Source organism: Streptomyces sp. NPDC057253 (assembly GCF_042669125.1).
Classification (GTDB): Bacteria; Actinomycetota; Actinomycetes; order Streptomycetales; family Streptomycetaceae; genus Streptomyces.
In genome coordinates, this window is sequence record NZ_JBHUXV010000105.1 from 1 (window position 1) to 18,398 (window position 18,398).

General features: G+C 71.8%; 18 protein-coding genes. 11 read left to right on the forward strand and 7 right to left on the reverse strand.

What is annotated here, in order from left to right; all coding sequences use genetic code 11:
* Positions 1–103: 103 nt before the first annotated feature.
* On the reverse strand, positions 104–382 hold the full coding sequence (locus ACFULQ_RS37685) for a hypothetical protein (RefSeq protein ID WP_383552976.1): 279 nt from the start codon (positions 380–382) through the stop codon (positions 104–106).
* A gap of 22 nt (positions 383–404) precedes the next feature.
* Positions 405–1,169 (reverse strand): PspA/IM30 family protein, encoded by a 765-nt coding sequence (locus tag ACFULQ_RS37690; RefSeq protein ID WP_028809590.1) that lies wholly within the window; start codon positions 1,167–1,169, stop codon positions 405–407.
* Positions 1,170–1,402: 233 nt separating this feature from the next.
* Here ACFULQ_RS37690 and ACFULQ_RS37695 point away from each other — a divergent pair, with 233 nt between their 5' ends.
* A complete protein-coding gene (locus tag ACFULQ_RS37695; protein ID WP_383552979.1) occupies positions 1,403–2,080 on the forward strand; it encodes a DUF3043 domain-containing protein in 678 nt (225 codons plus the stop codon).
* 83 nt (positions 2,081–2,163) lie between these two features.
* Positions 2,164–2,865 carry a methyltransferase domain-containing protein gene (locus tag ACFULQ_RS37700; RefSeq protein ID WP_383552981.1) on the forward strand — a complete coding sequence of 234 codons (702 nt, stop codon included), beginning with the start codon at positions 2,164–2,166 and terminating at the stop codon, positions 2,863–2,865.
* Between the two features lie 61 nt (positions 2,866–2,926).
* Here ACFULQ_RS37700 and ACFULQ_RS37705 read toward each other — a convergent pair whose 3' ends face one another.
* Positions 2,927–3,142, reverse strand: coding sequence for a hypothetical protein (locus ACFULQ_RS37705; protein WP_020137368.1), 216 nt, complete (start codon positions 3,140–3,142; stop codon positions 2,927–2,929).
* Between the two features lie 151 nt (positions 3,143–3,293).
* Between ACFULQ_RS37705 and ACFULQ_RS37710 the strand changes: the two genes are divergently transcribed.
* Positions 3,294–4,496, forward strand: a complete 1,203-nt coding sequence (locus tag ACFULQ_RS37710) for a bifunctional adenosylcobinamide kinase/adenosylcobinamide-phosphate guanylyltransferase (RefSeq protein WP_383552984.1) — start codon at positions 3,294–3,296, stop codon at positions 4,494–4,496.
* Here the strand turns inward: ACFULQ_RS37710 and ACFULQ_RS37715 are convergent.
* Positions 4,485–5,186: a methyltransferase domain-containing protein gene (locus ACFULQ_RS37715; protein ID WP_383552987.1), complete on the reverse strand. Its 702-nt coding sequence runs from the start codon at positions 5,184–5,186 to the stop codon at positions 4,485–4,487. The genes ACFULQ_RS37710 and ACFULQ_RS37715 overlap by 12 nt on opposite strands.
* Positions 5,187–5,325: 139 nt before the next feature.
* Between ACFULQ_RS37715 and cobT the strand changes: the two genes are divergently transcribed.
* The 3 genes from cobT (at position 5,326) to ACFULQ_RS37730 (ending at position 9,092) form a co-directional block, all read left to right on the forward strand.
* Complete coding sequence (gene cobT / locus ACFULQ_RS37720) at positions 5,326–6,468, forward strand: nicotinate-nucleotide--dimethylbenzimidazole phosphoribosyltransferase (RefSeq protein WP_383552990.1); 1,143 nt, start codon at positions 5,326–5,328, stop codon at positions 6,466–6,468.
* Between the two features lie 100 nt (positions 6,469–6,568).
* A complete protein-coding gene (locus ACFULQ_RS37725) occupies positions 6,569–8,329 on the forward strand; it encodes a phosphatidylglycerol lysyltransferase domain-containing protein (protein ID WP_383552993.1) in 1,761 nt (586 codons plus the stop codon).
* A gap of 10 nt (positions 8,330–8,339) precedes the next feature.
* The gene (locus tag ACFULQ_RS37730; RefSeq protein WP_383552996.1) at positions 8,340–9,092 is read left to right on the forward strand and encodes a hypothetical protein; all 753 of its coding nucleotides are present in this window, start codon (positions 8,340–8,342) and stop codon (positions 9,090–9,092) included.
* On the opposite strand, the gene ACFULQ_RS37735 is transcribed toward ACFULQ_RS37730, so the two are convergent.
* Positions 9,078–9,833, reverse strand: coding sequence for a hypothetical protein (locus tag ACFULQ_RS37735; protein ID WP_383552999.1), 756 nt, complete (start codon positions 9,831–9,833; stop codon positions 9,078–9,080). The two genes, ACFULQ_RS37730 and ACFULQ_RS37735, sit on opposite strands and share 15 nt — an antisense overlap.
* Before the next feature lie 73 nt (positions 9,834–9,906).
* On the opposite strand from ACFULQ_RS37735, the gene ACFULQ_RS37740 reads away from it, so the two are divergent.
* On the forward strand, positions 9,907–10,689 hold the full coding sequence (locus tag ACFULQ_RS37740; protein WP_383553002.1) for an adenosylcobinamide-GDP ribazoletransferase: 783 nt from the start codon (positions 9,907–9,909) through the stop codon (positions 10,687–10,689).
* 14 nt (positions 10,690–10,703) lie between these two features.
* Here ACFULQ_RS37740 and ACFULQ_RS37745 read toward each other — a convergent pair whose 3' ends face one another.
* Positions 10,704–11,483, reverse strand: a complete 780-nt coding sequence (locus ACFULQ_RS37745) for an endo alpha-1,4 polygalactosaminidase (RefSeq protein WP_383553005.1) — start codon at positions 11,481–11,483, stop codon at positions 10,704–10,706.
* Between the two features lie 192 nt (positions 11,484–11,675).
* Here ACFULQ_RS37745 and ACFULQ_RS37750 point away from each other — a divergent pair, with 192 nt between their 5' ends.
* The 3 genes from ACFULQ_RS37750 (at position 11,676) to sucB (ending at position 16,744) form a co-directional block, all read left to right on the forward strand.
* Complete coding sequence (locus ACFULQ_RS37750; RefSeq protein ID WP_383553008.1) at positions 11,676–13,202, forward strand: leucyl aminopeptidase; 1,527 nt, start codon at positions 11,676–11,678, stop codon at positions 13,200–13,202.
* A gap of 288 nt (positions 13,203–13,490) precedes the next feature.
* Positions 13,491–14,879 carry a dihydrolipoyl dehydrogenase gene (lpdA, locus tag ACFULQ_RS37755; protein ID WP_383553011.1) on the forward strand — a complete coding sequence of 463 codons (1,389 nt, stop codon included), beginning with the start codon at positions 13,491–13,493 and terminating at the stop codon, positions 14,877–14,879.
* Between the two features lie 74 nt (positions 14,880–14,953).
* Positions 14,954–16,744, forward strand: a complete 1,791-nt coding sequence (sucB, locus tag ACFULQ_RS37760) for a 2-oxoglutarate dehydrogenase, E2 component, dihydrolipoamide succinyltransferase (RefSeq protein ID WP_383553014.1) — start codon at positions 14,954–14,956, stop codon at positions 16,742–16,744.
* Between the two features lie 59 nt (positions 16,745–16,803).
* On the opposite strand, the gene ACFULQ_RS37765 is transcribed toward sucB, so the two are convergent.
* Positions 16,804–17,466 carry a hypothetical protein gene (locus ACFULQ_RS37765; protein WP_383553017.1) on the reverse strand — a complete coding sequence of 221 codons (663 nt, stop codon included), beginning with the start codon at positions 17,464–17,466 and terminating at the stop codon, positions 16,804–16,806.
* 214 nt (positions 17,467–17,680) lie between these two features.
* Here ACFULQ_RS37765 and ACFULQ_RS37770 point away from each other — a divergent pair, with 214 nt between their 5' ends.
* The gene (locus ACFULQ_RS37770; protein WP_020115869.1) at positions 17,681–18,304 is read left to right on the forward strand and encodes a GntR family transcriptional regulator; all 624 of its coding nucleotides are present in this window, start codon (positions 17,681–17,683) and stop codon (positions 18,302–18,304) included.
* The last annotated feature ends 94 nt before the right edge of the window (positions 18,305–18,398 follow it).

Genomic DNA, 18,398 nt, shown 5'->3' on the forward strand with positions numbered 1-18,398 from the left:
CCCCCAGACCCCCCTTCGGCCCCTGAGGGCCTCGTCCTCAAACGCCGGACGGGCTGAAGTGCCCTGACCGGCGTCGAAAAGCCCAGCCTTGTCAAAACCTGCTTCAACCCGGGATCAAGCCGTCGTCGCTGAGCAGTTCCCGGACCTCCTCCAAGGTGGCGTCCGGGGAGGGGAGGATCAGTTCCGAGGGTTCCAGGGAGTCGTCCGGGAGGGGTTCGCCCAGGTCCCGGACCCTGGTGAGGAGGGCTTGGAGGGTGCGGCGGAAGCCCGGGCCGTCGCCCTTCTCCATCTCGGCCAGGAGCTCGTCGTCCAGCTTGTTCAGGTCGGCGAGGTGGCTGTCGGCCAGCCTCACCTGACCCTCCCCCATGATCCTGACGATCATGTCGCCCTCCTCGGCGTGGGCCCTACTGCTTGTCGAAGCGCGGGGTGTCCTGCGGCTGCTGCTGGGACTGCGACTGGCCGGTGCCGCCCTCGATCGCCTGCTGCGAGGAGCCTCCCGCCAGCTCCGCCTTCATGCGCTGCAGTTCCAGCTCTACATCCGTACCACCGGAGAGCCGGTCCAGCTCGGCCTGGATGTCGTCCTTGTGCATGCCGGACTGGTCGTCGAGAGCGCCGGAGGCGAGCAGTTCGTCGATCGCGCCGGCCCGCGCCTGGAGCTGCGCCGTCTTGTCCTCGGCCCGCTGAATCGCCAGGCCCACGTCGCCCATCTCCTCGGAGATGCCGGAGAAGGCCTCGCCGATCCGGGTCTGCGCCTGGGCCGCGGTGTAGGTCGCCTTGATGGTCTCCTTCTTGGTCCTGAAGGCGTCCACCTTGGCCTGGAGCCGCTGGGCCGCGAGAGTGAGCTTCTCCTCCTCGCCCTGGAGCGTGGAGTGCTGGGTCTCGAGGTCGGTCACCTGCTGCTGGAGCGCGGCACGGCGGGAGAGGGCTTCGCGGGCCAGGTCCTCCCGGCCGAGCGCGAGCGCCTTGCGGCCCTGGTCCTCCAGCTTCGAGGACTGCGACTGCAGCTGGTTGAGCTGGAGCTCCAGGCGCTTGCGCGAGGTGGCCACGTCGGCCACGCCCCGGCGCACCTTCTGGAGCAGCTCCAGCTGCTTCTGGTAGGAGTAATCGAGGGTTTCGCGCGGGTCCTCGGCCCGGTCAAGGGCCTTGTTCGCCTTCGCGCGGAAGATCATCCCCATACGCTTCATGACACCGCTCATGGGCTTCGCGCGCCCCCTTCTGACGGACTTCCAGCTCCAGCTCTGCGACAGAACCCACAGTACGGGCCCTGCATCCATTGACGCACTGTTCGGGGACGGATGCGCTCATCCCCAAGGACGACTGACGATTCCCTTGCTCCGGCGTAAGGAGTAGGTGACCTTCAGGGTGAGTGACCCGTCACCGGACGTCCCCTCTGTCCCCCTACATGACGACTGGTGTTGCCGGATCGTTCCCCACGGGGCTGGGGTCCAACCCAGGACACCCCTTACCCTTGGGTTTTGTGTTCCGTAGCCGTGCCACCAAGGAAGAGAAGGCCGCTGTCGCCGACAAGGGGCAGCTGACCGACTCCAAGCAGATCCGCGACCCGCAGGCCCCCAAGGGCAGGCCCACGCCCAAGCGCAGTGAGGCCCAGTCCCAGCGCCGCAGCGTCGCCAACACCTCGCTCACCCGCAAGGACGCCGCGAAGCGCCAGCGCGAGGAGCGCCGCAGCGCGCTGGAGAGGCAGCGCCAGGCGCTGGCCGGCGGCGACGAGCGGTACCTGCCCGCGCGCGACAAGGGCCCGGTGCGCAAGTTCGCCCGTGACTTCATCGACTCGCGGTTCAACGTGGCGGAGTTCTTCCTGCCCATGGCCGTGATCATCCTCGTGCTGAGCATGGTGCGGGTGGGCGCGCTCCAGAACATCGCGCTGCTGCTGTGGCTGGTCGTGATCGTGCTCATCGTGCTCGACGCGATCCTCAACGGCTTCCGGCTGCGCAAGCAGCTCATCGAGCGCTTCCCGGACCACAACCGCAAGGGCGCGATCGGCTACGCCCTCATGCGCTCCCTCCAGATGCGTCGCCTCCGGCTGCCGAAGCCTCAGGTCAAGCGCGGAGAGCGGCCCTGAGTACGACGTCTTTCTCCGGGGGTGCGGCCGATGCCTGGCTGGGCAAGCTGGGCGGGCTGCGGAACGTCGTACGGCAGGAGCTGGTGGCCCGGCAGCTCGACGAGCAGATAGTGGGGCGCTACCCGGTCGGGCAGCGGCTCAGGGTGCTGGACGTCGGTATGGGCCAGGGCACGCAGGCGCTGCGGCTGGCCCGTGCCGGACATCAGGTGACCGGGCTCGAACAGGACTCCACCATGGTGAGGGCGGCCCGGGAGTCGCTGTCCGCCGAGCCCGAGGGCATCCGGGAGCGGATGCGGATCATCGAGGGCGACGGCCGGGACACCGGGGTGCACTTCCTGCCGGGCAGCTTCGACGTCGTGCTCTGCCACGGCGTGCTCATGTACGTGGAGGAGCCGGACCCGCTGCTGGCGGGGCTCGCGCGGATGCTGGCGCCGGGCGGGCTGCTGTCGCTGCTCGTGCGCAACGGCGACGCGCTGGCGATGCGGCCGGGACTGGCCGGGGACTGGGCCGGCACGCTCGGCGCCTTCGACGGCACCGCGTACCGCAACCGGCTCGGCCTCGATGTGCGGGCCGACCGGCTGGGCACCCTGACCGCGACGCTCGCGGGCATCGGGGCGCCGCTCCAGGCCTGGTACGGCGTGCGGGTCTTCACGGACACGGCCACGGACGACGCCGAGGTGCCGGACGACATCGAGACGCTGCTGGCCTGCGAGGAGCGGGCCGGGCGGACGGATCCCTACCGGGGGGTCGCGGCGCTGCTGCATCTGTGCGGGGTGCGGGGCTGAGCCCCTTCGCCTTCGGGGCGGCGGGGCGGGGGCTTCCCGGGAAACCGCCGCCCCGCCTCCGCTACGCCTCCTCGGCCGCCTTCAGGCTCATCGGGCCGTAGATCTCGGTGGCGTCCTCGAACAGGCGGACCTGTTCCGCACCGCCGGCGAGCAGGGGCTTCCAGTACTCACCGAGCCAGGACTCGGCGTCCCCCTGGGTCGTGAACTCCTCCGGCTCGACCGCGGGCTCGGTCTCCGCACCGTCGGACTTCTCGAATCGCCAGGTCCATGTCGCCATGTGAGCCTCCCGTGTTTGAGCCGTTACGAAGAGCACCCTAAGCGGTCGTGCGTCGGCTGTTGGCCGGTGGGGGTTGCTCGCACAGGTCCCCGCGCCCGTCAATGGCACCTCTGCGCGCGCTGGATCAACAAGCACCGGCGAGAATCGTTCCGTGGAACTGACTCTGCTCGGAACCGGCGCTCCCGCCGGCCTCCCCCGTCCCTCCTGCCCTTGTGCCGCCTGTGCCGTCGCGCTCGGTGAGGAGGCCCGGGCGGCCACCTCCGTGCTCGTCGACGAGACGCTGCTGATCGATCTCACGCCGGGTGCCGCCTTCGCCGCCGCCCGCTCCGGGCATTCCCTCGCAGGTGTGAGGCAGGTGCTGCTGTCGCACCCCCACGACGGGCCCCCCGTCGAGGTGCCCGCCGGGGTTCCGCAGCCGGGGCGGGTGCCGGACGGGCGGGAGTTGGCGTTGCTGACGGGGCATCGGGTGCGGGCCGTGGCGCTGGACGCGCCGGGGACCGGGTACGCGGTGACCGGGCCCGACGGGCAGCGGGTGCTGTATCTCCCGCCGGGGGGCGCGCCCGCGGGGCTGGAGGCGGGGGCCGCCGAGCCGTACGCCATGGTGCTCGCCGATGTCGTACGGCGGCCGGACGCGCTGGCGCGGCTGCGGGCGGTGGGGGCGGTGGGGCCCACGACCGATGTCGTCGCCGTGCATGTCGACCACGACGTGTCTCCCGGTGCCGAGTTGCGGCGGAGGCTGGCCGCGGCCGGGGCGCGAGCCGTGCCCGACGGGACGACCCTCGTCGTCGGCGCCTACGAGGCCGTACCGGACGTGCCGCGGCGGACGCTGGTGCTGGGCGGGGCGCGGTCCGGGAAGTCGGTGGAGGCCGAGCGGCGGCTGGAGGCGTTTCCCGAGGTCCTGTACGTGGCCACCGGGGGGTCGCGGAACGGGGACACCGAGTGGGGCGCGCGGGTCGCCGCCCATCGGGAGCGGCGGCCGGGGTCGTGGCGTACGACCGAGACGTGCGACCTGGTGCCGCTGCTGAAGGACGACGGGGCGCCGCTGCTGATCGACTGTCTGTCGCTGTGGCTGACGGACGCGATGGACGCGGTGGGGGCCTGGGACGACGTCGAGTGGGCCGACGGCGGGGAGCGTGAACTGCGGTCGCGCGTACGGGAGTTGACGGAGGCGGTGCGCGGGGCCCGGCGGACCGTGGTCGCCGTCTCCAACGAGGTCGGCTCGGGCATCGTGCCGGCCACGGCCTCCGGACGCCGCTACCGCGACGAACTCGGCCGCCTGAACACGGCGTTCGCGGCCGAGTGCGAACAGGTACTGCTGGTGGTGGCGGGCCAGGCACTGGTCCTACGAGGCTGAGGAGGCCGAGGGCGGCGGGACCGGGACGCCGGTGTCCTGCGCGTCTCGGCCGGCCGGGTCCGGGGCGCTCCTTCGCCCGGCCTCCGCGACCCGCGCCTCCCACGTCCACGTGTGCACCGCCTTGCGGGCGATCACCCGGTACACCCCTGCGAAGCGGGTGCCGGAGAGGAGGAGGGACAAGGTGTGGTCCAGGGCTCGGGCGGCGGGGAGGAGGGCGGGGTGGGTGAGTCGGGGCTCCACGCGGGGTGGGATGTGGGCGGATCTGCGGGTCGTGGCGATGATCGTGCAGCCGTGGGACTCCAGGGCGGGGCGGGGGTCGTCGGGGGACTCCACGAGGAGGTGGCCGCCGGGGCGCAGGACGGCGAGGGCGGCCCGGAGTTCCGCGGGGTCCGCCGGTCGGTTCAGGAGGCTGACCACGTCGTAGCGGGCACGGAGGTGGGCGGTGAGGTGCGGGTCCGTCAGGACGCCCCGGTAGCCCTCCTCCAGACGCTCGACGGCCTGGGCGTGCAGCACGCGGGGCGTGGCGTCGACGCCGTCGAAGGCCGTGTAGGGGAAGAACCTGCGCGCCGCCTCCGGGAAGTCCGCGTCCCCCGTCCCCACGTCCAGCCAGCTCTCCGGCTCCGGCAGCCACCGCAGCGCACGGGCCGTGGAGCGAAGACGCCGTACGGAAGGGGCGGTTGGTGCGGGCATGGGGCCTCCCGGGGACGCACGGCGATCCAGCACGGCAATTCGCTACAAAACGGAACGTATGGGATCACCATCCTGGGTGCAAAGACGTCCTGGCCCCGTGGCGCCCCCGTGTTCGATCAGGGCCGGTACTGTTCGGCGAATGAGCTCGCTTAATCTCGACGACTTCACCGATCTGATCGAGCGCCCCGACGGCGGGGTGCGGCGCGATGCCGAGGCACGCCGGGAGCGTCAGATCGTGCCGCCCGGGGCGCTGGGCCGCCTCGACGACCTGGGTGAGTGGCTGGCCGCGGCGCAGTCGGCCGTTCCGGTACGGCCGGTCGAACGGCCGCGGGTCGTCCTGTTCGCCGGCGACCACGGGATCGCCGCGCAGGGAGTCTCCGGGCGCCCCGCGGGCAGCGCCTCGGAGCTGGTGCGGGAGGTCCTGGAGGGCGCTCGTCCGGTGTCGATCCTCGCCCGCCGGCTGGACGTGCCGGTGCGGGTCGTCGACATGGCGCTGGACTGCGATCCGCAGGAGCTCCCGGAGGACGTCGTACGGCATCGGGTGCGGCGCGGGAGCGGTCGTATCGATGTCGAGGACGCGCTGACTCCGGAGGAGGCGGAGGCCGCCTTCCGGGCCGGGGTCGCGGTCGCCGACGAGGAGGCCGACTCCGGGACCGATCTCGTGGTGCTCGGCGATGTGAGCGTGGGCGGGACCACGGCGGCGGGCGTGCTGGTCGCGGCGCTGTGCGGCACCGACGCCTCCGTGGTGACCGGCCGCGGCGGGACCGGGATCGACGACCTGGCGTGGATGCGCAAGTGCGCGGCGATCCGGGACGCCCTCAGGCGGGCGCGGCCGGTGCTCGGGGACCAGTTGCAGCTCCTCGCGACGGTCGGCGGGGCCGATCTCGCGGCCATCACGGGCTTTCTGCTCCAGTGCGCGGTGCGCAAGCTGCCGGTCGTGCTGGACGGCGTGGTCGTGTCCGCGTGCGCGCTGGTGGGACAGCGGATCGCGTTCCGGGCGCCGGACTGGTGGCTGGCCGGGCAGAACAGCGGGGAGCCGGGGCAGACCAAGGCGCTGGACCGGATGGCGCTGGAGCCGCTGCTCGACCACGGGGTGACCGTCGGCGAGGGGGCGGGCGGACTGCTGGCCCTGCCGCTGGTGCAGGCCGCGGCGGCGCTGGCCGCCGAGCTGCCGGAGAAGCCCGACGTCCCGGCGGACGAGCCGGAGTCCGTGGAGCCGGAGAAGCCGGAGTCCGTGGAGCCGGAGAAGGAGGAGTCCGTGGAGCCGGAGAAGGAGGAGTAGGAGCCGGACAGGGTAGAGGTTCGGCCGGTCGGGCACCGCCGGGCCGCTCCGCCGTGGCTGAACACCGTCACGGCGGAGAAGAGGGGCAGGATCACCCTTTATGGGAGATGTCCTGGAATCCGGTACCCGCCGACCGTCCACCACCGCCTCGCGGCGGGCCGCAGGGTTCGCCGTCTGGTATCTGCGGGTCGTCGCGTTCGTCAACTTCCTCAGCGCGGTGTGGGTGACGCTGGGGCAGGACGTGCGGCGGCACAACCAGGAGAACTACTTCACGCCGTACCTGCTGACGGCGGGCTTCGCCTCCGGCGTGTTCACGGCCTTCCTCGCCATCACCATGCGGCGGCGCAAGCGGGCCGCGTGGATCCTGAACCTGGTGCTCTCCGGGACGTTCCTCGCGCTGTTCCTCTTCGCGATGGCGTTCCCGGAGATCCGCCGGTACGCGCAGAACTGGATCTCGCTGGTCCTCACCGCCGCGTTCGTCGTCGCGCTGCTGGTCGGGCGGCGGGAGTTCTACGCCAAGGGCGACCGGTCGAACCCACGGCTCGCCGCGGCCGTCGCGGTGGGCGGACTGCTCCTGTCCTCGCTGCTCGCCGCCCTGCTGGTGACCGTCACCAACGAGGCGCCCGGGTCGTCGACCTTCACCGAGCGGTGGTGGTACGGCACCCTGCGGCTGGTCTCCGTCGCCTCCGACGACTCCCGCTTCGACGGCATCCTGACGCCGAACTGGGTCAACGTCGTCATCAACGTGCTCAGCACGATCCTCGTCCTGGCCGTCCTCTATGCCGCCTTCCGCTCCAAACGGGCCGTCGACCCGCTCACCGAGGACGACGAGCGACGGCTGCGGGAGCTGCTGGACAAGCACGGGGAGCGGGACTCGCTCGGGTACTTCGCGCTGCGCCGCGAGAAGAGCGTGGTGTGGTCGCCGACCGGGAAGGCGGCGGTGACCTACCGGGTCGTCGGCGGGGTCTCGCTGGCCTCCGGCGATCCGATCGGGGACTCGGAGGCCTGGCCGGGGGCGATCGAGCCGTGGCTCGCCGAGGCCCGGGCGCACGGGTGGCTGCCGGCCGTGATGGGCGCCGGCGAGGACGCGGGGACGGTGTACGCGCGGCACGGTCTGGACGCGCTGGAGCTGGGCGACGAGGCGATCGTCGAGATCGCCGAGTTCACCCTGGAGGGCCGTGCCATGCGGACGGTCCGGCAGGCCTACAACCGGGTCAAGCGGGCCGGGTACACGGTCCGGATCCGGCGCCACGAGGACATCCCGGCCGAGGAGATGGAGGCGCTCGTACGACGGGCCGACGACTGGCGGGACGGGGCCACCGAACGCGGGTTCAGCATGGCGCTGGGGCGGCTCGGGGACCCCGCCGACGGCCGGTGCGTGGCGCTGGAGTGCAGTGACGGCGAGGGCGAGCTGAAGGCGGTGCTCTCCTTCGTGCCCTGGGGGCCGCACGGGCTGTCGCTCGACCTGATGCGCCGGGACCGCGACGCCGACAACGGCCTCATGGAGTTCATGGTCATCGAGCTCCTCAATCGGGCCCAGGAGATCCAGATCACCCAGGTCTCGCTCAACTTCGCCATGTTCCGTTCGGTCTTCGAACGTGGGGCGCGGCTCGGTGCCGGGCCGGTGCTGCGGCTGTGGCGCTCGCTGCTCAGCTTCTTCTCCCGCTGGTGGCAGATCGAGTCGCTGTACCGGGCCAACGCCAAGTACCGGCCCATCTGGGAGCCGCGCTTCCTGCTCTTCGAGAAGAGCGCGGACCTTCCGCGGATCGGCATCGCCTCGGCCCGCGCGGAGGGGTTCCTGGAGGTGCCGGGGCTGCCGGGGTGGCTGCGGCGCCGGGAGCACCTGAGTACGCACAGATGAGGACCAGGGGATGAAGAGGATCGCCCGTTGGGCTCGCGCGGAGTGGGGGCCGCTGTACGTCACCGTGCGCGAGCACCTGCGCCGGCGGAGGTGGCGGGCGGTCCCCCTGGCCGTGACATCCGTCTGCCTGACGCTGACCCTGCACCTGGTGCACAGTCGGTCCTGGGGATACGACGTCGTCCAGGACGTGGGTGCCGTGCGCGCCGCGGACCCGCTGTGGCTGGCCCTGCTCCGCACTCCCTTGTCCCTGTTCGTGCCCGCCCTCGACCTGCCGGTGTGGGGTGCGCTGCTCCAGATCCTGTTCGTGTTCGGGATCGCCGAGATGTGCCTGGGCCGGTGGCGGACGCTCGCGCTGGCCTACACGGCCACGCTCGCCGGAACCCTGTACGCGCGTCTCGGCATCTGGCTGGGCCCCGACAACCCCCTCGGCCTCCCCGCCTCGGACGCCCACGTGGTCGACACCGGCCCCTCGGCGGCGGTGGTAGGCCTCGCCGTCTTCCTCGGCTGGCGCTACGGCGCCCGGGTCACGGCGGGCGCGGTGATCGCGGCGATGCTGATCGAGGTACTCCTGAAAGAGAACCTCGCCGGCAGGGAACACCTGGCAGCCATCACAGCGATGCTCCTGCTGTGCACGCTACCGGCGCTGCGGCGGCGCCGGACCGGGGAGCGGGGCGGGGCGGACGACGAGGGCGGGGGCGGTCGGGAGGACGGAGTCGGCAGGGAGGACAGGGCCGACTCACAGGCCGGGTCACGGCCCCAGTGACCGTACCGGGTCCGGTTTGCCGCCGATCAGGTCCTGGAGTTTTCGGCGGGGGCCCGACCAGCGTCTGTCGTGGTGGTAGGCGCGGAGCAGCGCGCGGGCCCGGGCGCGTGGGCGGCGGACGTAGAAGCGGCGGGCCCACGGGGAGCCGGGGCGGGCCAGGCGGATCAGGCCGATGAGGCCGACCAGCGGGACGATCACGCTGAAGATCGCCATCCGGGTCTTGCCCTTGAGCAGGACGGCCATCGCGAAGAGGAAGTTGATCACCACGCTGGAGATGACGCCGCCGCGGTCCTGCGCCTCGTCCTGCGTGACGTCGTTGACGCCGAACGGCGAGAAGCCCGCGAGCACCAGACCGACCAGCGCCGCGGTGAGGACGACCACCTCGACGCTCTTGCGGCCCTCCTCGCTCCAGTAGACGTCGTCGAGGTGCAGGATCAGCGCGAACTCGTCCAGCACCAGCCCCGCGCCGATCCCGAACACGACCGCGCACAGCGCCGCCCCGAAACCGTGCCGCCCGCTCGCGACCGCGCCGAAGCCGCCGACGACGGACAGCACGACACCGGGGACCACGTGATGGATGTGCACCCCGCCGGTGCTGATGTTGCCGAAGGGCCCCCTGCCCGCCCGGATGAGCCGGGTCACACACCGGGTGATCAGGAAGGTCAGCACGAACGCGGTCAACGCGAGCAGCAGCGGCAGCTTGCCGGGTTCGACGATGTTGCGGTGCAGCCAGTGGCCCATGGCCCCAGTCTCACGGGACCGGGGACGGACCGCCCTGCCACTACGGCGTCCGGGCTACCCTGCGGACGTGTCCATGACCTCACCCCCCGCCGACGGCCTCCGCTTCGCCTTCGGCACGCTCAGCGTGCTGCCGGTCAAGGTGACCCGCTGGGACCGGGAGGCGGCACGCGGCGGCATGCTGTGCGCTCCGCTGGTCGGGCTGGTGCTGGGCGGACTGTCGGCCGCGCTGGGCCTCCTGCTGCTCTTCCTCGGCGCCTCCGCACTGCTCGCCGCCGTCGCCACGGTGACCGTGCCCGCGGTCCTCACCCGGGGCCTGCACCTCGACGGCCTCGCGGACACCGCCGACGGCCTCGGCAGCGGCAAGCCGGCCGAGGACGCCCTGCGGATCATGAAGCAGTCCGACATCGGCCCGTTCGGGGTGATCACCCTCGTCCTCGTGCTGCTCGCCCAGGTCGCGGCGCTGTCCCAGGTGTACGGCGACTCGTGGGCCCGGGGCGCGCTCGCCGCCGTGGTCTCGGCGACCGCGGCCCGCCTCGCGCTGACCCTGGCCGCCCGCACCGGCGTCCCGGCGGCCCGTCCGGAGGGCCTCGGGGCCGCGGTGGCGGGCGTGGTCCCGCTCCGCGGCGCCGCACTGGTGGCCGCCGCGGTGACGCTGGGGGCGGCCGCGGCGGGCGCGCTCTTCGGGGCGTACGACGTCGTCCGCACCGTCCTCGCGGTCGCCGCCGGCGTGGCAGCGGCCGAACTCCTGCTGCGGCACTGCACCCGCCGCTTCGGCGGGGTGACCGGCGATGTGTTCGGAGGGCTCGCGGAGACGGCGGCGACGGCGGCCCTGGTGATCCTGTCGATGACCTTCTAGCAGGCCTCGACCTTCTAGCAGGCCTCGCGCCACACCCCCAGTTCGTACTTCTTCAGCATCGAACTCAGCTTCAGGCGGCGGGACTCGGCGCAGAAGCGTCTGGTGGGCAGTTCGTACTCGACGTGGAAGACGGCCTTGTCCGCCGCGACGAACGGCTTCATGTCCGCGCATTCGTCGTACTGCGCGCACTGTTCGTTGACCGCGAAGTCGAAGTCCCCGACCAGCTGCGGGATCTGGTCGAGGTCGTTCTTCAACCCGACCGCCATGCCCCGCTCATGGGCCAGCTTCGCGATCAGCCGGTTGTAGCGCAGCTGGTCGGCCGCCGTGAGCGGGAAGCCCGTGCGGTTCTTGTAGCCGTCCATGTTGTCCGGCTCCACCGCGTCGAAGCCCTTCTCGCGGCACATGTCGAGGCGGTCCGCCATCAGGGGTTCGAGGACGTCGGTGGCGCGGATGTCGAGCCAGCGTTCGCCCTCCCAGCCGTTGCCGCGCCCGATCACCGACTTGGGGAACTCACCGGCGTCGGGCCGCCAGTCCTCCCAGGCGCCGGTGGACAGGTAGCAGATCACCTTGCGGTCCTTGTCGTGCAGGGCGGACACCACCGCCTTCGACTGGTCGAAGCCGTCGATGTCGTAGACCGGCACGTCGACGGAGGTGTCGATGCGGCCGGTCAGCTGCCACTGCCAGGCGGTGCCGGGGCGGGGCTGCCAGCGGGAGTCACCGGGGCCGGAGTCGGTCGTGGTCGAGCACCCCGCCATCAGGAGCAGCAGGGCGACGAGCAGGAGAGGGCGCTTCAAGGGGTGGCTCCAGGGCATGCGGAATGATCGGCGGCCGACCCGAGCGTAGGCTCTTCCCGGGTGGTCGCCGACAGGGGTGAAGGCCCCGATCGGGATCCGTGTTCGGACACGAAATAGGGTCGGCCGTCGGGCCCGGTCGACCCACCCGCTCGACTCATGCGAACTTCACATCGGAAGCGAGAATTCACCACCGTGACTGCTCTGACTCTCAGCACCTCCGCGGCGCCCGGCCTGCGGGCCGACGCGATCGTGATCGGTGTCGCCAAGGGCGCGAAGGGCCCGGTAGTGGCGCCGGGCGCCGAATCCGTGGACAAGGCCTACGACGGCGGGCTCGCCGGCGTCCTGGAGACCCTCGGTGCCTCCGGCGCCGAGGGCGAGGTGACGAAGCTGCCCTCGCCCTCCGGCCTCAAGGCCCCGCTCGTGGTCGCGGTCGGCCTGGGCGCCGAGCCCGACAAGGACTCCTCCTTCGCCGCGGAGGCGCTGCGCAAGGCCGCCGGTGTCGCCGCCCGCGCGCTGACGGGCTCCAAGAAGGCCGCGTTCGCGCTGCCGCTGGGTGACGCCGCGGACCTCGGCGCGGTCGCCGAGGGCGTGCTGCTGGGCGCGTACTCCTTCGACACCTACAAGGAGAGCGGCAAGGACCCCAAGGCGAGGAACGGCAAGGCGCCGCTCGCCGAGGCCGCGCTGCTCGGCGGCAAGCCGCGGGACGCCGCGTACAAGGCCGCGCTGGCCCGGGCCGTCGCGGTCTCCGAGGAGCTCAACCGCGCGCGCGACCTGATCAACACCCCGCCGAACGACCTGAACCCCGAGGCCTTCGCAGCGATCGTGCAGGCGGCGGGCAAGGAGCACGGGCTCAAGGTGCAGGTGCTCGACGTGAAGGCCCTGGAAAAGGGCGGCTACGGCGGCATCCTCGGCGTCGGCGCGGGGTCGGCGTCGGGGCCGCGGCTGGTGAAGCTGTCGTACACCTCGTCCAAGGCGAAGAAGCACCTCGCGCTGGTCGGCAAGGGGATCACCTACGACTCGGGCGGCATCTCGCTGAAGCCGGCCGGTCACAACGAGACGATGAAGTGCGACATGAGCGGGGCGGCGGCGGTGTTCGCGGCCGTGGTCTCGGCGGCGCGGCTGGGCCTCGAGGTCAACGTGACCGGGTGGCTGGCGCTGGCCGAGAACATGCCGTCGGGGTCCGCGACGCGGCCCGGTGACGTGCTGCGGATGTACAGCGGCAAGACGGTGGAGGTGCTGAACACCGACGCCGAGGGCCGGCTGGTGCTGGCCGACGCGCTGTGGGCGGCGTCGGCGGAGAAGCCGGACGCGATCGTGGACGTGGCGACGCTGACCGGGGCGATGATGCTCGCGCTGGGCAGCCGGACGTTCGGGATCATGGCCAACGACGACTCGTTCCGTACGGCGGTGTACGAGGCCGCGGAGGAGGTGGGTGAGCCGGCGTGGCCGATGCCGCTGCCGGAGCATCTGCGCAAGGGGATGGACTCTCCCACCGCCGACATCGCGAACATGGGTGAGCGGATGGGCGGCGGGCTGGTCGCGGGGCTGTTCCTTCGGGAGTTCGTGGGCGAGGGGATCTCCTGGGCGCACCTCGACATCGCGGGTCCCGCGTTCAACGACGGCGGGCCGTTCGGGTACACGCCCAAGGGTGGGACGGGGTCCGCGGTCCGTACGCTGGTGCGGCTGGCCGAGCTGACCGCCTCGGGTGACCTGGGCTGACGCTCCCCCAATAGCTCGGCTCCGGAGGGGCGTGGGCGGCTGCGGGTCCGTTGTGGCTTGTCGCGCAGTTCCCCGCGCCCCTGGGTGTCTCACCGCATCCCCCTTTCTCATGTGAGCGTGTGGTGTCTCACACCCCGGCCCGGCGTCTCGTTCGGTGCTGACAAGTGCGAAGATGGGGCTCGGCAGGACAGGGCCCCCACCACAGGGCCGAAGAAAGAGCGGCCGGACACCAGCCGCCGCGCGGTCACTGGAGACCGGCGTACGGCGCACATGCATGGAGGACGTGACGTGGCGAACGACGCCAGCACCGTTTTCGACCTAGTGATCCTCGGCGGTGGTAGTGGCGGTTACGCCGCGGCCCTGCGCGGGGCGCAGCTGGGCCTGGACGTCGCCCTGATCGAGAAGGACAAGGTCGGCGGCACCTGCCTGCACCGAGGGTGCATCCCCACGAAGGCCCTGCTGCACGCGGGCGAGATCGCCGACCAGGCCCGCGAGAGCGAGCAGTTCGGTGTGAAGACCACCTTCGAGGGCATCGACATCGCCGGGGTGCACAAGTACAAGGACGGCGTGATCGCCGGCCTGTACAAGGGCCTCCAGGGGCTCGTCGCCTCCCGGAAGGTCACCTACATCGAGGGTGAGGGGCGGCTCTCCTCCCCCACCTCCGTCGACGTGAACGGCCGGCGTATCCAGGGCCGCCACATCCTGCTGGCGACCGGCTCCGTGCCGAAGTCGCTGCCGGGCCTGGAGATCGACGGCAACCGGATCATCTCCTCGGACCACGCCCTCGTGCTGGACCGGGTCCCGAAGTCCGCGATCGTCCTCGGTGGCGGTGTCATCGGCGTCGAGTTCGCCTCCGCCTGGAAGTCCTTCGGGACCGACATCACCATCATCGAGGGCCTCAAGCACCTCGCCCCGCTCGAGGACGAGAACTCCTCCAAGCTTCTTGAGCGCGCGTTCCGCAAGCGCGGGATCAAGTTCAACCTCGGCACCTTCTTCCAGAAGGCCGAGTACACCCAGGACGGCGTCAAGGTCACCCTCGCCGACGGCAAGGAGTTCGAGGCCGAGCTGCTGCTGGTGGCCGTCGGCCGCGGGCCCGTCTCCGCCGGTCTCGGCTACGAGGAGCAGGGCGTCGCGATGGACCGCGGCTACGTCCTGGTCGACGAGTACATGCGTACCAACGTCCCGACCATCTCCGCCGTCGGTGACCTGGTCCCGACGCTCCAGCTCGCGCACGTCGGCTTCGCCGAGGGCATCCTGGTGGCGGAGCGTCTGGCCGGTCTCAAGACCGTCCCGATCGACTACGACGGTGTCCCGCGGGTGACGTACTGCCACCCCGAGGTCGCCTCCGTGGGCATCACCGAGGCCAAGGCCAAGGAGATCTACGGCGCGGACAAGGTCGTCGCTCTGAAGTACAACCTCGCGGGCAACGGCAAGAGCAAGATCCTGAACACCGCGGGCGAGATCAAGCTCGTCCAGGTGAAGGACGGTGCCGTGGTCGGCGTCCACATGGTCGGTGACCGCATGGGCGAGCAGGTCGGCGAAGCCCAGCTGATCTACAACTGGGAGGCGCTGCCCGCCGAGGTCGCGCAGCTCATCCACGCCCACCCGACCCAGAGCGAGGCGCTCGGCGAGGCGCACCTGGCGCTGGCCGGCAAGCCGCTCCACTCGCACGACTGACCCTCGGTCGACGAAGCGACTCCGCTCACAGCGACGACACAGACTTCCGCAATTCGTAAGGAGCAACCGAAACCATGGCGGTTTCCGTAACCCTTCCGGCGCTCGGCGAGAGCGTCACCGAGGGCACCGTCACCCGCTGGCTGAAGGCCGAGGGTGAGCGCGTAGAGGCCGACGAGCCGCTGCTCGAGGTCTCGACCGACAAGGTCGACACCGAGATCCCCTCCCCCGCCGCCGGCGTCCTGGCCTCCATCAAGGTCGCCGAGGACGAGACGGTCGAGGTCGGCGCCGAGCTGGCCGTGATCGACGACGGCACCGGTGCGGCTGACGCCCCCCCGCCTGTGGCTGAGGTCACAGAGCCCGCCCCGGAGCCGGCCGCGGCCGCTCCGTCCACCGAGCAGGCCGCCCCGGCGCCCGCTCCCACCGCCGAGGCCGCCTCCGGCGGCGGCTCCGCCGAGGGCACGGACGTCGTCCTGCCCGCGCTCGGCGAGTCCGTCACCGAGGGCACCGTCACCCGGTGGCTGAAGGAGGTCGGCGAGGAGGTCGCGGAGGACGAGCCCCTGCTCGAGGTCTCCACCGACAAGGTCGACACCGAGATCCCCTCGCCCGCCGCCGGTGTGCTGCTGGAGATCGTGGTCGGCGAGGACGAGACCGCCGAGGTCGGCGCCAAGCTCGCCGTCATCGGCGCCCCGGGCGCGGCTCCGGCCGCCGCTCCGGCCCCCGCCGCTCCGGCCCCGGCCGCCGAGGCCCCCGCCCCGGCTCCGGCCGCCCCCGCTGCTCCGGCGCCCGCTCCGGCCCCGGCCCCGCAGGCGCCCACGGCTCCGGCCCCGCAGCAGCAGACGGCTCCGGCTCCCGACCCGGCGCCCGCCGCTCCGGCTCCGGCGCCCGCCCCCGTCACCCCGGCCCCGGCGCCCGCCGCGACCTCCGGTGACGACGGCGCCTACGTGACCCCGCTGGTGCGCAAGCTCGCCGCCGAGCACGGCGTCGACCTCGCCTCCGTGAAGGGCACCGGCGTCGGCGGTCGTATCCGCAAGCAGGACGTCATCGCCGCCGCCGAGGCCGCGAAGGCCGCCGCCGCCGCTCCGGCTCCGGCCGCTGCCGCTCCGGCCGCCGCCGCGAAGAAGGCGCCGTCCCTGGAGGCCTCTCCCCTCCGTGGCCAGACCGTCAAGATGCCGCGCATCCGCAAGGTCATCGGCGACAACATGGTCAAGGCGCTGCACGAGCAGGCGCAGCTGTCCTCGGTCGTCGAGGTCGACGTCACGCGTCTGATGAAGCTGCGCGCCCGTGCCAAGGACGCGTTCGCGGCCCGGGAGGGCGTCAAGCTCTCCCCGATGCCGTTCTTCGTCAAGGCCGCGGCCCAGGCGCTGAAGGCGCACGCGCCGATCAACGCCAAGATCAACGAGGGCGAAGGCACGATCACCTACTTCGACACCGAGAACATCGGTATCGCGGTGGACTCCGAGAAGGGCCTGATGACCCCGGTCATCAAGCACGCGGGCGACCTCAACATCGCCGGCATCGCGAAGGCCACGGCGGAGCTGGCCGGCAAGGTCCGCGCCAACAAGATCACGCCCGACGAGCTGTCCGGCGCGACCTTCACCATCTCCAACACCGGTTCGCGCGGTGCGCTCTTCGACACGATCATCGTGCCGCCGGGCCAGGTCGCGATCCTCGGCATCGGTGCCACGGTCAAGCGCCCTGCGGTCCTGGAGACGGAGGAGGGCACGGTCATCGCCGTCCGCGACATGACCTACCTGACCCTCTCCTACGACCACCGTCTGGTGGACGGCGCCGACGCGGCCCGTTACCTGACCGCGGTCAAGGCGATCCTGGAGGCGGGCGAGTTCGAGGTCGAGCTCGGCCTGTAAGGCGTTTCGCTTGTACGGTGCCCCCCGTCCGGATTCCGGGCGGGGGCACCGGCATGTGCTCACCGGGGCGTCAGCGTCCGGTCCGACCAGCCCCACAGCTCCTCCACCCACACGTTCGGGACGGACAGCTTGGGCGCGGGCGTCAGATGCCGGGTCCGGTACGCCTTCAGGACGTCGTAGGTGGCGTCCAGGCAGTCCCGCGAGGTGAGCTCCCCGGTCCTCGGGTCGACCCCGACGAGGAACCCGCGCTTCTCGACCGTACGGATCATGGCGCGGGCCCTGTTCACGTCGTGCGTCGAGGACTTGGTGCAGCGGTAGCGGCTGTACGGGTGCTCCGAGGTCCCGGGATAGTGGGCGTCCGTCGACATCTCGCTGAGCATGCGGTCGTACGACCCCTCCGCGTGCCACGCTCCGATGTCGCCGCCGGGCGGGGTGTAGAGCTTGCCGCTGGGGTTCTCGACGGCGCCGTAGACCCAGCGGCCGGTGCCCGGGACCTTGAAGCCCCAGCCGACGTGCCCGAACTTCTGGGCGCCGTCCGGTTTGACGAAGACGCAGGCGGCGCCGCCGCCGCGGGCCGCGCCCGCCATCCCCGTGATCGCTTCCGGGCTGCTCGGTGTCGTCCCCGCCGTCGCCCGTACGGTCGGCTGTCCGCAGCCCGCCAGACCGACGATCGCGCCGATCACGGCCGCGGCGGCCAGTCCCCGTCGTCCCCCGATGTGCATGCCGTCCCCCTGTGGTGCGCTGGGGCGCCCCGCGCGGGAACCCCCTGACCAACGCGACACGCCTGGAGGCCGTGGGGTTCCGTGACTTGACAGAAGTCGTGCGGCTGGGAGCGTGTAAGCCTCGTCTCACCTGCATGAAAGCGCCCCCGTGCGCCCCTCCCCGACGGGCCCTCGGCCTTATTGTCTTTACGTCAAACGCCCTTAAGGAGCTCTCATGACCGCGCCCGTCGTCCACTCGCTGCGCGAACAGATCCGCGAGCACATCGTGGAGGGGATCGTCAGCGGGCGCTGGCAGCCGGGCGAGCGGATCGTGGAGCGCCGTATCGCCACCGAGCTGGAGGTCAGCCAGACGCCGGTGCGGGAGGCGCTGCGCGAGCTGGAGTCGCTGCGGCTGATCGAGTCGGCGCCCAACAAGGGCGTACGGGTGCGGAATCTGACGGCGGCCGACCTGGAGGAGAGCTACCCCGTCCGGGCCGGCCTGGAGGCCATCGCGGCCGAGCTGGCGGCGGAGCGGCTGGCGCAGGACTGCTCCGCGCTGGAACCGCATGTCGCCGCGCTGTACGAGGCGGACCGGGACTCGGACGGCACCGGGCAGGTGCGGCACACGGTGGGCTTCCACCGCGAGCTGGTGCGGGCGGCCGGCAACTCGGTGCTGCTGCACACCTGGGAGGGCCTCGGCATCGAGGTCTTCACCGCGCTGTCGATCCGCTGGCTGGGGACCGTCCAGCAGTCCTACGCGGAGGAGCACGAGGAGCTGGTGGCGGCGTTCAAGCGCCGGGACCCGCGGATCCCGGAGATCGTGAAGGCGCATGTCCTGGGGTGTGCTCCGCGGGCCTGACACAGCCGAGCGCACCTATGCTCACCTGCGGAAACCCTTCGAAAACAAGGCACGCGGTGTCTCCACGGAAGACACCGCGTGCCTACTTTCTTGA

Excerpts from the sequence above, each read along its gene's own strand:
- ACFULQ_RS37685 (WP_383552976.1), bottom strand. The coding sequence starts at position 382 with ATGATCGTCAGGATCATGGGGGAGGGTCAGGTGAGGCTGGCCGACAGC.
- ACFULQ_RS37690 (WP_028809590.1), bottom strand. The coding sequence starts at position 1,169 with ATGATCTTCCGCGCGAAGGCGAACAAGGCCCTTGACCGGGCCGAGGAC.
- ACFULQ_RS37695 (WP_383552979.1), top strand. The coding sequence starts at position 1,403 with ATGACGACTGGTGTTGCCGGATCGTTCCCCACGGGGCTGGGGTCCAAC.
- ACFULQ_RS37705 (WP_020137368.1), bottom strand. The coding sequence starts at position 3,142 with ATGGCGACATGGACCTGGCGATTCGAGAAGTCCGACGGTGCGGAGACC.
- ACFULQ_RS37715 (WP_383552987.1), bottom strand. The coding sequence starts at position 5,186 with ATGCCCGCACCAACCGCCCCTTCCGTACGGCGTCTTCGCTCCACGGCC.
- cobT (WP_383552990.1), top strand. The coding sequence starts at position 5,326 with ATGAGCTCGCTTAATCTCGACGACTTCACCGATCTGATCGAGCGCCCC.
- ACFULQ_RS37725 (WP_383552993.1), top strand. The coding sequence starts at position 6,569 with ATGGGAGATGTCCTGGAATCCGGTACCCGCCGACCGTCCACCACCGCC.
- ACFULQ_RS37730 (WP_383552996.1), top strand. The coding sequence starts at position 8,340 with ATGAAGAGGATCGCCCGTTGGGCTCGCGCGGAGTGGGGGCCGCTGTAC.
- ACFULQ_RS37735 (WP_383552999.1), bottom strand. The coding sequence starts at position 9,833 with ATGGGCCACTGGCTGCACCGCAACATCGTCGAACCCGGCAAGCTGCCG.
- ACFULQ_RS37740 (WP_383553002.1), top strand. The coding sequence starts at position 9,907 with ATGACCTCACCCCCCGCCGACGGCCTCCGCTTCGCCTTCGGCACGCTC.
- sucB (WP_383553014.1), top strand. The coding sequence starts at position 14,954 with ATGGCGGTTTCCGTAACCCTTCCGGCGCTCGGCGAGAGCGTCACCGAG.
- ACFULQ_RS37765 (WP_383553017.1), bottom strand. The coding sequence starts at position 17,466 with ATGCACATCGGGGGACGACGGGGACTGGCCGCCGCGGCCGTGATCGGC.
- ACFULQ_RS37770 (WP_020115869.1), top strand. The coding sequence starts at position 17,681 with ATGACCGCGCCCGTCGTCCACTCGCTGCGCGAACAGATCCGCGAGCAC.